We start from the raw sequence: 15059 nt of genomic DNA on the forward strand, positions 1-15059 counted from the left end.
TTTTCTATTACCTACTGCATACTAAATAAATAGGCTAACACTCAAGGTTGCAATGAGTGCTCCTATCATTTCATTTATTTTTTCTCAAAACACTACCTACATCACACTAAAGATGTCATTTTTTGAATATCGGATTTATTTAGTAAAAATGTTGTCATATAAACTGGTTATTTTTTATTTCAGTAAAATAATACCAGATAATAATAAAAATAATAATACTAATTTTATCATTTATTTACACCATTTACGTGTGAAAATTAAGCTTATATTTTGTTATCGTTCTTTAACGACTAAGATAAAATCAAGAAATGAATATCAGATATTGTCACTGATATTTTTTCTATCCTTCAATATAGGAGAACTAAAATGAATCATTTTAAAATAGGTATTGTTGTCGGAAGTTTAAGAAAAGATTCGTATAATAAACAAACAGCAAATGCATTAGTTAAGTTATTTCCTAAAGAGTTTAGTCACGAATTTATCGATATCGGTAATCTTCCTCTCTATAATCAAGATGATGACAATAATACACCTTCTGTTGTTATCAGTTTCAAGCAACACATAAAAGAGTGCCAAGGCATTATCTTTGTCACACCAGAATATAATCGTTCTATTCCTGGTGTCCTCAAAAATGCGCTTGATCAAGCATCTCGCCCCTATGGAATGAATGCTTGGGATAAAATTCCTGCGGGTATTATCGGAGTTTCAACCGGTAATATTAGTACAGCTATAGCACAACAGCATCTACGTAACTCGTTATCTTTCTTAAATATGCCGACCTTAAATCAGCCTGAGTGTTATCTGAAGTGGTATGATGGGATGGTTGAAGATGGAGAATTTTCTGAAAAAACAGCACATTTTATGCAAAATTGGGTTGATGCTTATGTCGCTTTTGTAAAACAAAATAATCAATAATCAATACCACTAAAAAGAGCTTTGTTTTTAATACATGGCTCTTTTTATTTTCATTTTTTGACCATTAAAAAAAATAAAGTGTTCTATTTCTCATCTATGAATAAATCACCACTGATAGAAGTTTTAATATTTACTGAATAATATAACCACCTCATTTTAATATTAAACAACACATCAAGACTAATTTAGACCATCCTGAAAAGACGCGCATTACAATTATAATGAAAATGCTTACTATATAAGCAAAAGTAAAGTAGTTTAAATAAAAACAGAGACAAGATCAAAATACACCACATCGCTCAGTCACATCAAAGTTCGAAAATATCAATAAACTTCTATCGATATTTATTGGTGGAATTTAGAATTTGATAATTATTTCTAATAATTTATATTAGATTAGAATATTAGGCATAATGTGCGATACATCTCTAAATAATATGCTTCCATAATTGTGATAAACAAAAAAATTACCTATATTACTCATCCATTAAATACTGGCAGGTAAACCATGGATAAAAATTTAAAAGAAATTGAGTGTGAAATTGCGGCACTGAAAATTGTTATCAAATCTTTACTTTCCACGCTAAGTGATAAACAACGAAGAGATATGCTCGGCAATATATCTATTGTAATTGAAGATACATCAAATCGATATCCTCAGCTTAATGAAGTTATTAACTTAACAGAGCAATATGTAAAAAAACTCACTCAAGCTTAGTAAAGAGAGTTATTCAAATTTATATTTCCCAAAATATTATAGGGTGCATATTGCATCCTACTTATTTTGTTAAATAGAATATGCTTTAATTTCTTCCTGTTAATATAGCATTAAGTGAAATTTATTAACTTATTGCTCCCTAGCTCAAATATTCCTAATTTTATTTTTCAGCAAAAACATCACAAAACCCTTGTTCTTTTTAACTGATTTATTTTTTCCTTGGTTTTACTTAAACAATTAATTAATATAAAAAATAATTAATCATACAGTAATATAGCATTGTTTTTGAGGGTCATATGGAAAAAAAAGTTATCAATATAGAGTATGAAATTGCAGCATTAAAAGTAGTATTAAAGGCATTGTTATTGACTTTAACAGACAAACAAAAAGAAATCGCAATTCAAGATATAAACAAAACCGTCAATGATGCCTATATCAATCATCCTCAATACAAAGATGTTATAACCAAGACAGAACAATATATAAAAAAAATGATCTAAAAAGTTGGCGCTATATCATCCATACACCTCTTTTTATTATTATTTATTTTGAGGTAAATTATATTAGCGCCTTTAAAAAATTAAAATCATCTTAAAGATAACGTAATCAATGATTGATTGATTGATTATAAAAAACAAAATAGAAAATATTCTGTAATTTATTAAAAATAAAATAAATGAATTAATTCCTTATAAATAGCCTATTTTATAAAATTTTTTTAACTTTCAGATGGATTGAGAAAAATTATCATCATATTGATACTTCATCAATGACTGATTGGTTAGCTGATTGAGTAAATATCTTATCAATATTGAATAAATATAGAATAATATATATACCTTTGTTTATTTCATCTATGCGCCTAACGAGTAAAAACTTACCACCTTAGACACATGATTTATGGACGTATTTTGATATTAATGATGCACTAGATTGAATTTTTTTACTGATAATTGTAGTTCTTCGGTCTGTCTTTCTAACGAAATGGCAGCTGCTGAGACCTGTTCAACCAAAGAGGCATTCTGTTGTGTTACGCCATCCATTTGAGTAATTGCTACACTCACTTGACCAATTCCTTTACTTTGTTCCTCTGATGCAATAGTGATTTCTTTCATTATTGAAGTGACCTGCTTTACTCCAGTCAAAATATCTTCCATTGTTTTTTCCATATCACTCACTAAACTGGCACCTTTTCTTACACGCGTTGTGGAATCAGCAATCAGGACTTCAATCTCTTTAGCGGCTTTTGCGCTATCTCCAGCTAAATTGCGCACTTCATTAGCGACAACCATAAATCCTCGCCCATGAGCTCCTGCTCTTGCAGCTTCAACTGACGCATTTAAAGCCAGTATATTTGTTTGAAATGCAATGTTATTAATGACAGTGATGATATCTGCTATTTTACTTGAACTGTCAGAGATCCCATCCATTGTTGTTACAACTAATTCAGCTAATTCATTACCTTTTTCAACAGTCACTGATGCGACTTCAGCCAATTCTCTCGCTTGATAAGCATGTTCCATATTTTGGTTAACGGCAGCTGTGATTTCTTCCATACTTGCGGCTGTTTGCTCTAGTGCCGTCGCTTGTTCTTCAGTACGAGACGCCAAATCATTATTCCCTTTGGCAATTTCAGATGCACCTCGATAAATACTGTCACTTCCCTGACGGATAGTGCTTACTGCCTCATGTAAACTATTTTGCATTCCATTCAATAATGGTATTAATCGCCCAGCACAGTTATTACCAAAAGGCTCGAGTGGCTGACTCAAATCACCTTCTGTAATTTTCACAAAATGTTGGCGAATACTTTCGAGTGGTTTTTGTAACATTGACACTAAATAACGATCAGTTAGGATCAGAATAATTCCTCCTAAAATAGCGCTAATGATAATAACGATTTGTGTCACTTCGATAAGCTCATCCACTTCTGCAATGGTTCTATCAATTTTTATATTTGCGGCATTATTAAAGTTTTCACTCACATTACCCAATTCACGGCTCAACGTAGGCGTTACATTTTTTGCATGGTGTTCATATTGCTCAATAGTGCCATTGAGCGCTAACTCCATTTGCTTTTTTACTCCTTGCTCAAAAAGCGTTTGCCATACATCCATTAGCTCTTTTGATACTTTTGCATCCATCGGCCCCGGAGAAACAGATTTCATATATTCAATCTGTTTTTCCATGTTCTCCATTGCGATTTGTGCTTGTGCAAAGTCAACTTCTTTACCCTCTGCTTTTTGTTCAACCAAACGATTAAGCCGCGAAGTAAAACGAAAGTATTGGTCATTTCCCTGACTGAGTGCGGCCATTTGCTTTATTATTTGATTATCAGCCCGATTGCCTTCAGATATTTGTGATAGTGACCATGCGCTATAAAGACTCACACTGCCAAATAACACACATAAAGCCCCCAGTATGATTATCATCATCAGACGAATAGTAATGTTACGAAGTTTCTGCATCGAATTTCTCAACTAACAAGATAAAGTAAGCCCAATAGGGCGTAATGTACTCTTATCGACACTTTTTCAATTTATTTTAATTTTTTACTAAAGTTTTTTATAAATTGGTTTTTTATTTTCTATACATAAAAAGAGTTAGTTAAGAGAAGCAAAAATGTTACTTATGTATCATTTTTTATAATTTAATATAAAAAACAAAAAACACCGTAAAATCAACTAACTATAAATTTAGTGACTTAAATAACAAATAAGAAGTGTTAAAGAAATAAAAAGATAATTTGGGGAGGAAATAAATTTTGGAATATTCTTAATTTAATCAATTAATAAAAAACACCTCAAGTTATACGTGACTTGAGGTGTTCGTATTTAATAGTTAGAAAGTGGTTTCTATCCCAAATCTAACAGTACGTCCTGGAATTGGCATATAAATAACCGTACCAGGATCAAATGTATAACGATCCGTTAAGTTATCAATATTAAATGTGAAGTTGATGTTTTTTCTTAATGCGTACTTACCAAAAAGATCGACAGTCGTTGATGAGTATAATTTCTGAACAGGAGCAGCCGCCGTTCCAACTAACCATTTTTGAGGATAATCTTTTCCTGAATTATAACGAACCCTAACACCTGTTTGTAATTTTTGATCAAACATTTTGATACCCGCAATTCCGGAGAAAATTTTCTCTGGTGGTATTCTTGATGGCGATAATCCCCATGCAAAGCCAACAGAATTACAGGCTGATTCAAGACGACCTAATTCCATTTCAGCTTTTGAACATAAATTAGCTTTATTATAGAAAGTCGCATCAACGGAACCGAAAAGATAATTTGAATCATATTTTAATTCAACTTCATAACCTGATAATTTAAATTTATCGTAATTCTTAGTAATAACGTAAGACTCAGGATAATATCCACCATTTGGATTTACCCCTTGAGAAAGATAATTCTTAATATCATTGTTGAAATAAGCAATACGTAATGACGTATTATCTTCATCAAAAATAAGATTATCTTTATCTAAATGGATACCGACTTCGAAAGATCGTGCATTTTCAGGTTTAATCGGATACTTAGGGTTATAAGAATATGTTTGATCTGATACAGAGCTTTCAAATAAACTTGGTTCTCTATAAGTATCTGAATATTTACTATAAAGATCTAAGTCTGGTGTCACATGGAAACGGATCTCACCAAAGAAATCATTTTTAGGCCCATATGTTGTTGTTTTTCCAGCGATATGATCTTCAACTTTAAATGAATGAATACGCCAACCGCCCAATGTATCAATCCATTCACCTTTATAAGCAATATTGGTAAACAATGAGCTCGTTATCCCTTTTGCATTCCGATTTGCAGGAGGAAGCTCTTTACCTGGCGTTGTACCCTCAGGACTCCAATTAGATTCATATCTTTTGGTTAATGGTTTTGTCGTTTGGGTCATATACTCAATACCATAAGTGATATCTATTGGCTGATTCGCAAACTGAGATGTATTTTCTATATTAAAACCAATACGTTCATCATTGTATTTATGTTTATATTGATTTCCATTATGAGCAGTAACATCATCCGTTAAGCCATTTCTTTGATTAAATCTCCCTTTTGTCCACCAAACACCGACATTCATATCCACTAGAATCGATTCTGGTTTATAAGAGTAATTTACAGATGTTGTATCTATTTTGGCGCTACCGAGTGTCCATTGAGACATTTTTCCATCATATTGATACCAATAAGCGGCAAGAACTTCACCCGCCTTTTGTTCATGGTGACGATAATTAATTTCTAGGCTGGAATCAGCATTAAAATAGATATTGGATTTCAATAAAGTTGACTGGCTTTCATAACTGGTATTAACGACTTCCTGACCTGGTTTAATCGGCGCATCCGTCTGTTTATATTTATCATACCCATGTTTACCCGCAATAAAGTTACCTTGCGTACGGTCACTATAAGCGATTAAAAAGTCGAATTTATCATTTCTATATGCCACACCAGCAGTATAAGAACCATTATTAAAATGTGTACTTTTTAAATCTGTTGATGGCTGATAACTACCTTCATTTTCTTCACTCGAACTCACTGTTGGTCGCACATTATTATTATAGAGACTGCCTTTAAACAGAAAGCCGACTTGATCCCCTTGAGGGATAATGCTATTTGCTGAAATCGTTTTTAACTTAACGGTTCCGCCTATCGCTCCCCCAGAGAATTTACTCATGGAAGCGCCTTTTTCTATTTCAATAGAATCAATTAAGTCTGAATCAATATATGTTCGGTCTGCACTTCCTTGATAACCTCGCCAAGTATTGGTTGATTGTAGACTTCCATCAATAATGATAGGAACACGGCCATTTCCTTGTAATCCGCGAATACCAATATCAAGTGCCCCAGCTTCATTTCTAGAGTTATTGCTTTGAAGCGATGTTTCATTAGCAAAGATATCTGAATTAGTCGTTCCTCTTATCGTACTAATGTCTTTTGTATTAATATGCTTAATATCTGTTTTAGTTTTATTTGCGGTAACAACAAGTTTGTCTTCTTGATTTGCTGGCGTATTTTGGCTGGCTAAAGATGACGTTGATGTGCATAAAATAACCAAGGTTATTATATTTTTCTTTGCTTGAAATATCATTTAAGTAATGCCTTTCACTTATCAACTATCAATCGTTTTATATCATCAAGTAATTTGATGAATGTTAAAAACCCATCTGTCATTTATCTAATAAATTTGAATAACTATTAGCTTTTTGAACAATGAATGAAAACAAAATAACTATATTATTTATAGGGTTATATTCCTTTAATGGCTTATTTTGGGAATAGAAATATACTCCAATGATAATAATTATCAATATAATAATAACTATTATTATCATCTAGTTAACATTTAGATTTTTATTCTGAACATTTGGCTTATTGGTTTGATAAAATAAATGAAAATAGGATTTTAATAGTGAGTATTGAGATGATATTGAGGGAAGATAAGTTGGAGCGGGCGAAGGGAATCGAACCCTCGTATAGAGCTTGGGAAGCTCTCGTTCTACCATTGAACTACGCCCGCAGTTGGTTTTTCCAATTATACGCTCACCTAATCGAACAGCAATCCCCTTCTTATTTAAGTGATTATTTAATCATCATGAAAAATATAAACTATTAATAATAAACATAAAAAAGCCACCTATTGGTGGCTTTAAATTAATTATTATTCTAATTAAGAAGTAACAATTATTTATTAGGACGCATTGCCGGGAATAAAATGACATCACGGATAGTATGACTATCAGTAAATAACATTACCATACGGTCAATACCAATACCTAAACCTGCTGTTGGCGGTAATCCATGTTCTAATGCCGTAATATAGTCATGGTCAAAGAACATAGCTTCTGCATCACCAGCTTCTTTTTGACGAACTTGATCTTCAAAACGTTCAGCTTGGTCTTGTGCATCATTAAGTTCTGAGAAACCATTACCAATTTCACGACCACCAATAAAGAATTCGAAGCGGTCAGTGATAAATGGATTATCGTCGTTACGACGAGCTAATGGTGAAACTTCTGCCGGGTATTCAATGATAAAAGTTGGTTGAATTAAGTGGCTTTCTGCAACTTCTTCAAAAATTTCACACTGAACACGGCCTAAGCCCCAGCTTTTCTCAATCTTAATACCAATAGATTGGGCAATAGCAACTGCTTTATCCATATCATCAAGATCAGCCATTACAGTTTCTGGACGATATTTGCAGATAGCTTCTTTCATGGTTAATTTGGCAAATGGCTTGCCAAAATCAAACTCTTGGTCGCCGTATTTCACTAACGAAGAACCCAGTACATTTTCAGTTAATGTACGGAATAATTCTTCCGTTAATTCAATTAAGTCACGGTAATCTGCATACGCCATATAGAGTTCCATCATAGTGAACTCTGGGTTATGACGCGGTGATACACCTTCATTACGGAAGTTACGGTTGATTTCGAATACGCGATCAAAACCACCGACAACTAAACGTTTTAAATATAACTCAGGTGCAATACGCAGATACATATCAATATCTAACGCATTATGGTGAGTAATAAACGGACGCGCACTTGCTCCACCAGGAATGGTTTGCATCATCGGTGTTTCAACTTCCATAAAGCCTTTGTTCACCATAAATTGACGAATACCCGCCATAACTTGTGAACGAATTTGGAAAGTTTTACGTGATCCGTCGTTAGAGATCAGATCTAAATAACGCTGACGATAACGCATTTCTTGGTCAGCTAAACCGTGGAATTTATCCGGTAAAGGGCGCAGTGCTTTAGTTAATAAACGCACTTCTGTACAGTGAACACTTAATTCACCTGTTTTCGTTTTAAAAACACGACCACGAGCACCTAAGATATCGCCAAGATCCCATTTTTTAAATTGCTCGTTGTAGATGCCTTCTGGCAAATCATCACGAGAAACATAAAGCTGAATGCGACCACCCATGTCTTGCAATGTAGCGAAAGATGCCTTGCCCATAATACGGCGAGTCATCATACGACCTGCAATAGCAACTTCCACATTCGCTGCTTCTAACTCTTCTGCACTCATTGCATCATACTTTTGATGTAATTCGTCAGACAGTGCATCTCTGCGGAAATCATTTGGGAATGCGTTACCATTATCACGTAAAGCGGATAATTTTTCGCGGCGTGTTTGCAGTTCGTTATTTAAATCAGGTGCCTGCTCCGCACCTTGTTGCTGTTGCGACATGTTTTTCCTCACAGGCCCGCTTTTAAGCTAGCTTCAATAAATTTATCAAGATCACCGTCTAACACTGCTTGTGTATTACGCGTTTCCACACCAGTGCGTAAATCTTTAATGCGTGAATCATCAAGAACATAAGAACGAATTTGACTACCCCAGCCAATATCGGACTTGTTATCTTCCATTACTTGCTTGTCTGCATTTTTCTTCTGCATTTCTAGCTCGTATAACTTCGCTTTCATCTGCTTCATTGCCTGATCTTTGTTCTTATGCTGAGAGCGATCGTTTTGGCATTGAGTGACAAGACCTGTAGGAACGTGGGTTATACGTACCGCAGATTCTGTTTTGTTAACGTGCTGTCCACCCGCACCTGAAGCACGATAAACGTCAATACGTAAATCAGCTGGATTGATTTCAATATCAATATTGTCATCAACTTCAGGGTAAATAAAGGCTGAGCTAAATGAGGTATGGCGGCGACCACCTGAATCAAATGGGCTTTTACGAACTAAGCGGTGAACACCTGTTTCTGTACGTAACCAACCATAAGCGTACTCACCAATAATTTTGATAGTCGCTGATTTTAATCCTGCAACATCACCGTCAGATTCTTCAATAATTTCAGTTTTAAAGCCTCTTGATTCAGCCCAACGTAAGTACATGCGCATCAGCATACTTGCCCAATCTTGCGCTTCTGTACCCCCAGAGCCGGCTTGTAAATCAAGGTAGCAAGCCGCACTGTCATATTCACCTGAGAACATGCGACGGAATTCTAATTGCTCAAGCTTTTTATTTAACACATCTAATTCAGCAATAGCTTCGTTAAATGTTTCTTCGTCATCAGCTTCAACCGCTAATTCAAGTAAACCAGAAACGTCTTCTAGTCCTTGGTCTAATTGGTCGATAGTTTCTACAATAGCCTCAAGAGATGAACGCTCTTTTCCCAATGCTTGCGCCCTTTCTGGCTCATTCCACACATCAGGTTGTTCTAATTCAGCGTTAACTTCTTCTAAACGCTCTTTCTTGGCATCATAGTCAAAGATACCCCCTGAGAACATTTGTTCTTTCAGAGACTTCTTCAATTTGGTGTTTTACTGGGTTGATTTCAAACATGCTTTTTCGTCTTTATGTTGTTTTCAAAAACAATTGGAATAAATTTTGAACCGCATATTGTAACGGATATATCCACGGGTTTATAGCATTTATATACAATTGTCTACTCAATAGTTGTTGCCATAACAACGTTTTACTTTATATCACAATAAATTGCTTAAATTATTCGTATTAACAAGGCCAAATGTGCTCAACAAGCAGTTGCGCATTTCTTTGCCCTCTAAATTCATTCACATCTAATCGATAAGCTAATTCAACGGTTTTAATACTGTTATCAGGCCAAATATTGATATCAACATTAAATGCAATAGCATCAATCATCAGATGACTATTTACAGGCTGAAGCATCATTTTTAAATGCTTACTACCGACAATACGTTGTTGCAACAACGTAAATTTGCCGTCAAATAATGGCTCAGGGAAAGCTTGCCCCCATGGGCCTGCTTCTCTTAGCATTTCAGCGATAGGTAGCGATAATTGATTTTCCGTTAGTTCACCATCAGATAAAATAACACCTTGCAACTGCTCGTCAGAAACCAATTCAGACATTAAAGACGAAAAATGACGCTGAAATAGCGGGAATTTATCTTCTTCAAGTGAAAGCCCAGCAGCCATTGCATGTCCACCAAACTTCAGCATCAAACCTGGGTTTAAAGTATTTAATCGTTCTAACGCATCCCTGAGATGTACACCACTGATTGAACGACCAGAACCTTTTAATAGACCGTCACCGCTAGGTGCAAAAGCAATAACAGGACGATGTAGTTTTTCTTTAATGCGAGACGCTAAAATACCCACAACACCTTGATGCCATTCTGGATGATAAATTGCTAAACCATTCGGCAAGTCATGTTGAGTGCCCATAAATTGACGGAAAATAGTGGAGGCTTCTTCTTGCATACCCGCTTCAATTTCACGGCGAGTTTGATTTAAACCATCAAGTTCATTAGCAATTTCACGGGCAGAACCAATATTATCCGTTAAAAGTAGAGCAACACCGACAGACATGTCATCAAGACGCCCTGCAGCATTTAAGCGTGGCCCTAAAGAAAAACCTAAGTCACTGCTTACCAGCTGAGATAGCTCTTTACGAGAAACCTCAGTAAGTGCTTTTATCCCTACACAACAGCGACCAGCTCGAATACGACGTAACCCCTCATAAACAAAAATACGGTTATTTTCATCAAGAGGAACAACATCCGCCACAGTTCCTAATGCAACTAAATCGAGAAAATCAGCCATATTAGGACGAGCTAAATTGTGTTGCTCAAACCAGCCTAATTTTTCTAATTCAGCTCGCAATGCCGTCATTAAATAGAAAGTAACACCAACGCCAGCTAATGATTTAGATAAGAAATCGCAATCAGCCAAATTAGGGTTAATAATCGCATCAGCAACAGGCAATGTTTGCCCCGGCAAATGGTGGTCTGTTACTAGGACTCGAATACCGTATTCATGGGCAGTCTCCACACCTTCAAAAGATGAAATACCATTATCAACTGTGATAATGAGATCAACCCCTTTTTTTGCAACATCATGAACAACTTGAGGGCTTAAGCCATAACCATCATCAAAGCGATTAGGAATATGATAGCTTACTTGCTTAAATCCCATTTGGCGTAATGCTTTGATAGCCAATGCTGTACTGGTTGCACCATCGGCATCAAAATCACCAACAATCACGATACGAGATTGCTGTTTTAAAGCCTCAATGAGCAATGAAAGTGCCGTTTCAATTCCTGTTAATGCTTGGTAATGAAGTAAGCCTTTTAACGATCGTTCTAGTTGAACTTCGGATGTTATTCCACGATTAGCATAAATCTGTCGTAATAAAGGATCTAAATTATTTGGCAATTGAGTTGCCTGCGCAATTCGACGACGTAGTGTCGGTTCAATAGTGACCATAAAACGTGATTACTTCTCTTTTTTATCTAATAATTCAATAAGGTTTTTAGCAGAAATATATCCACCATAAATACTCGCATTAGGTAACACAATAGCAGGCGTACCTTGAATTCCCATCATGGTGCCTAATTTAAAATGTTCATTAATATTGATTTTTTTACATTCATCAATGGGAATAATTTTGTCACCTTTAAATGCACTGTCTAACGATTTATTAGGGAAACCGCTACACCACACAGCATTCATTTCTTTACTCACAATATTATTGCCAACACCATTACGAGGAAATGCTAAATAGCGTACCGTTATTCCCTGTTTATTCAGTTCAGGTACTTCTTGGTGAAGTTTTTGACAGTAAGGACAACTAATATCAGTAAAAATGGTGATCACATGGCGTTCATTACGCGCTTTATAAACGATCATTTCATTTTTAAGTGAATCTACTTTTTTCATAATAACTTGATTGGCAATACTAACAGGCTCACCACTGCTGATATTATAAATAGGGCCTGCTGTTAGGTATTTACCATCGTCAGTAATGTAAAAAATACCTTTATCGGATAACACTGCATTTAATCCAACAATCGGAGTTGGTTGAATGCTTTCTGCTTTAATTTGCATTTTAGCCAGTTGCGCTTCAATAGAAGCATTGTCAGCAAGCACAGGCATTGACACCATGCTTAATAGTATTGGCAACCAGAGTAATTTCTTTTTCATTTAAATTCCTATTTAATGCCAGCGTGTTGGTGGCTATCCCCTTGGATGATGTTGCTGATGAAGCACTTTCAAGCGCTCTGTTGCAACATGGGTATAAATCTGTGTTGTAGAGAGGTCACTGTGCCCCAATAACATCTGTACAACACGCAAGTCTGCTCCATGATTTAAAAGATGTGTTGCAAATGCATGGCGCAACACATGGGGTGATAACTTTTCAGTATCAATTCCAGCAATCACAGCATAATGTTTTATCCGATGCCAGAAAGTTTGTCGTGTCATTTTCTGCCCTCTTAGGCTAGGAAAAACAATATCGTCTGTTTTTCCTTGCATTAAAGTGGGTCTTCCATATTGCAGATATTGCTCTAACCAGTAAATAGCCTCTTCCCCTAAAGGGACTAATCTTTCTTTATCGCCCTTACCGATCACTCTTAATACACCTTGCCGTAAGCTGATATCAGAAAGAGATAATCCCACTAATTCAGACACACGAAGCCCACAGGCATAAAGCACTTCAAGCATTGCTTTATCACGTAATTCTAATGGCTCATCAATACAAGGCGCATTGAGTAAATCATCCACTTGCCGTTCACTTAAATCTTTAGGTAAGCGTTTCGGCAATTTTGGGGTTGAGAGCAATGCACTAGGATCATCTAAACGTAATTTTTCACGATAAAGATATTGAAATAATCGACGCATTGTACTGAGCAAACGAGCAGCACTACTGGCTTTATAGCCTTCATCAAGACGCGTTGCGAGAAAAGATTGTAAATCCAAGGTGGTCACAGATAACCAATCCAATTGATGATGTATAAGCCATTGACCTAATGCTTGTAAATCTAAACGATAAGAACTGAGTGTATTGGCTGATAATCCTTGCTCTAACCAAATATTGTCGAGAAATTGCTCAATGATAATATCTGTATCTTCATGAGTCTGCGTTGTTTTTTTTGTCGATAATTTGGTTTGTGGCACAGTCTTACTCTCCTGCTCTTTAGTTTATTACCTTTACATTATGCCTTATAAAACTTTTTTTCTGATACAATAGTGACCTTTATTGGCAAAAATATCCTAAAAATCTTTATGAAAATTGGTCTATTTTACGGTTCTAGCACCTGTTACACCGAAATGGCAGCAGAAAAAATTCGTGATATTCTCGGTGAAGAGTTCGTTGATCTTCATAATGTTCAAGAGTGTGATATCACGCTTATGGAGCAATATGACATTCTTATTTTAGGTATTCCCACTTGGGATTTTGGCGAGATCCAAGAAGATTGGCTCAATATTTGGGAAACATTGCCAACATTAAATTTAAAAAACAAACTTATTGCAATGTATGGAATGGGCGACCAAATCGATTACAGCGAATGGTTTCTTGATGCACTAGGTATGCTTTACCATCATTTATTGCCAAGTGGCGTTAAATTTATTGGGTTCTGGCCTGTTGATGGATATGAGTTTGTCAGCCCAAAACCGTTGTCAGATGATGGTAAGTATTTTGTTGGTCTTGCATTAGATGACGTTAATCAATTTGAAGAAACTGATGAACGTTTATCACAATGGTGTATGCAAATTTTACGTGAAATAGAAGAAAATCTATAAATATAATGCCCAGAGATTAAATATCTGGGTATTGCATTAATAATTGCGAAAAATTACGCCATTCATTTTCAGTCATACTATCAAAAGCGACCCATAACGTGATTTGTTTTTTATTCAAAATAGAGGTCAGTGTTATTCGAGTACCAAATCGACTAATCCAAGGGCGCTTTGTTATTTGCCACTCATGAAGTTTCCATTGCACTCTATTGCCATTCAGTAAAGCAAAATCGCCTTTGATTCGACTAATGTTTTTTTGCGTAAAATACCAGCTTCCAATCAAAAATAGTAATAAAGGCACCCAAATATAAATAAAATCAGGAGGCCATGGATATAGCAATAAGCCTATTTCGAAAGCAACATAAATTGCCGTTGAAAAGAGTTGTGTAAACCATGACACTGTAAGATGCGATTTCCATAAGATCACGAGTTATATTAACTCCTGCTTTAGTTCTATACCGATATAAATAGCGTTAAAGAATAACCTATTTATAATGTAACTTCTTTTTTAACCTTGTAAATAGTTTACCTTATATTTTAGATTTAATTTTTTATTATTTTTGACTTTTTTATACTTAATCAAAAAAACACAATTTAATAATAAGTACGTAATTTTTATTCTTTTTTAATTACTGTTTTAATAAAATGAGCATACCTGATTGACTAAATATTCAGAAGATAATCGTGAAAAAAAAATCATTTAAACGGTAATTTATAGAGATAACACGCATTTTTATCGTAAACTTGTTCTTTATTTCATCACATTTTAGAACATGACTAATATTATTTTTTATATAAAAATAAAAAACGCCTTTATTGGATAATAAAAGCGCCATTTATAATCAACAAAAAATTATTATTTAGCCTATCGCTGATTTTATACGTTT

At 35.0% G+C, this 15059-nt stretch carries 12 protein-coding genes and 1 tRNA gene; 4 read left to right on the forward strand and 9 right to left on the reverse strand.

Features of this window, described 5'->3' with window-relative positions; all coding sequences use genetic code 11:
• Window positions 1-366 precede the first annotated feature (366 nt).
• The 3 genes from GWI68_RS15395 (at window position 367) to GWI68_RS15405 (ending at window position 2133) form a co-directional block, all read left to right on the forward strand.
• Entirely contained in the window at window positions 367-915 is a 549-nt protein-coding gene (locus GWI68_RS15395) for an NAD(P)H-dependent oxidoreductase (RefSeq protein ID WP_166540847.1), read from the forward strand.
• 508 nt (window positions 916-1423) lie between these two features.
• Window positions 1424-1633, forward strand: coding sequence for a sigma-S stabilization anti-adapter protein IraP (locus tag GWI68_RS15400; protein ID WP_072069219.1), 210 nt, complete (start codon window positions 1424-1426; stop codon window positions 1631-1633).
• Window positions 1634-1929: 296 nt separating this feature from the next.
• On the forward strand, window positions 1930-2133 hold the full coding sequence (locus tag GWI68_RS15405) for a hypothetical protein (protein WP_166540848.1): 204 nt from the start codon (window positions 1930-1932) through the stop codon (window positions 2131-2133).
• Window positions 2134-2550: 417 nt separating this feature from the next.
• Here GWI68_RS15405 and GWI68_RS15410 read toward each other — a convergent pair whose 3' ends face one another.
• The 8 genes from GWI68_RS15410 to xerD form a co-directional block, all read right to left on the reverse strand.
• On the reverse strand, window positions 2551-4101 hold the full coding sequence (locus tag GWI68_RS15410; protein WP_166540849.1) for a methyl-accepting chemotaxis protein: 1551 nt from the start codon (window positions 4099-4101) through the stop codon (window positions 2551-2553).
• Window positions 4102-4474: 373 nt separating this feature from the next.
• Window positions 4475-6739 (reverse strand): TonB-dependent receptor, encoded by a 2265-nt coding sequence (locus tag GWI68_RS15415; protein WP_166540850.1) that lies wholly within the window; start codon window positions 6737-6739, stop codon window positions 4475-4477.
• Window positions 6740-7094: 355 nt separating this feature from the next.
• Window positions 7095-7168 (reverse strand) — tRNA-Gly (locus tag GWI68_RS15420).
• Window positions 7169-7332: 164 nt separating this feature from the next.
• Entirely contained in the window at window positions 7333-8847 is a 1515-nt protein-coding gene (gene lysS / locus GWI68_RS15425) for a lysine--tRNA ligase (protein WP_166540851.1), read from the reverse strand.
• 8 nt (window positions 8848-8855) lie between these two features.
• Window positions 8856-9954, reverse strand: a protein-coding gene (gene prfB, locus GWI68_RS15430) for a peptide chain release factor 2 (RefSeq protein WP_166540852.1) whose coding sequence is annotated in 2 segments (ribosomal slippage) — window positions 8856-9878 and window positions 9880-9954 — 1098 coding nt in all. Because the reading frame shifts where the segments join, the coding sequence is not laid out codon by codon here.
• A gap of 171 nt (window positions 9955-10125) precedes the next feature.
• The gene (gene recJ / locus GWI68_RS15435) at window positions 10126-11859 is read right to left on the reverse strand and encodes a single-stranded-DNA-specific exonuclease RecJ (protein WP_166540853.1); all 1734 of its coding nucleotides are present in this window, start codon (window positions 11857-11859) and stop codon (window positions 10126-10128) included.
• 9 nt (window positions 11860-11868) lie between these two features.
• On the reverse strand, window positions 11869-12576 hold the full coding sequence (gene dsbC / locus GWI68_RS15440; RefSeq protein WP_166540854.1) for a bifunctional protein-disulfide isomerase/oxidoreductase DsbC: 708 nt from the start codon (window positions 12574-12576) through the stop codon (window positions 11869-11871).
• A 33-nt stretch (window positions 12577-12609) separates the two neighbouring features.
• The gene (xerD, locus tag GWI68_RS15445) at window positions 12610-13548 is read right to left on the reverse strand and encodes a site-specific tyrosine recombinase XerD (RefSeq protein WP_166540855.1); all 939 of its coding nucleotides are present in this window, start codon (window positions 13546-13548) and stop codon (window positions 12610-12612) included.
• Between the two features lie 108 nt (window positions 13549-13656).
• Between xerD and fldB the strand changes: the two genes are divergently transcribed.
• Window positions 13657-14175 (forward strand): flavodoxin FldB, encoded by a 519-nt coding sequence (gene fldB / locus GWI68_RS15450; RefSeq protein ID WP_109407553.1) that lies wholly within the window; start codon window positions 13657-13659, stop codon window positions 14173-14175.
• 16 nt (window positions 14176-14191) lie between these two features.
• On the opposite strand, the gene GWI68_RS15455 is transcribed toward fldB, so the two are convergent.
• Entirely contained in the window at window positions 14192-14599 is a 408-nt protein-coding gene (locus GWI68_RS15455) for a protein YgfX (protein ID WP_109407423.1), read from the reverse strand.
• Window positions 14600-15059 lie beyond the last annotated feature (460 nt).

Origin of the sequence: Proteus sp. G2669, from assembly GCF_009915245.1 — a bacterium.
Classification (GTDB): Bacteria; Pseudomonadota; Gammaproteobacteria; order Enterobacterales; family Enterobacteriaceae; genus Proteus.

Excerpts from the sequence above, each read along its gene's own strand:
- recJ (WP_166540853.1), bottom strand. The coding sequence starts at position 11,859 with ATGGTCACTATTGAACCGACACTACGTCGTCGAATTGCGCAGGCAACT.
- GWI68_RS15415 (WP_166540850.1), bottom strand. The coding sequence starts at position 6,739 with ATGATATTTCAAGCAAAGAAAAATATAATAACCTTGGTTATTTTATGC.
- GWI68_RS15405 (WP_166540848.1), top strand. The coding sequence starts at position 1,930 with ATGGAAAAAAAAGTTATCAATATAGAGTATGAAATTGCAGCATTAAAA.
- GWI68_RS15410 (WP_166540849.1), bottom strand. The coding sequence starts at position 4,101 with ATGCAGAAACTTCGTAACATTACTATTCGTCTGATGATGATAATCATA.
- GWI68_RS15400 (WP_072069219.1), top strand. The coding sequence starts at position 1,424 with ATGGATAAAAATTTAAAAGAAATTGAGTGTGAAATTGCGGCACTGAAA.
- lysS (WP_166540851.1), bottom strand. The coding sequence starts at position 8,847 with ATGTCGCAACAGCAACAAGGTGCGGAGCAGGCACCTGATTTAAATAAC.
- dsbC (WP_166540854.1), bottom strand. The coding sequence starts at position 12,576 with ATGAAAAAGAAATTACTCTGGTTGCCAATACTATTAAGCATGGTGTCA.
- fldB (WP_109407553.1), top strand. The coding sequence starts at position 13,657 with ATGAAAATTGGTCTATTTTACGGTTCTAGCACCTGTTACACCGAAATG.
- GWI68_RS15395 (WP_166540847.1), top strand. The coding sequence starts at position 367 with ATGAATCATTTTAAAATAGGTATTGTTGTCGGAAGTTTAAGAAAAGAT.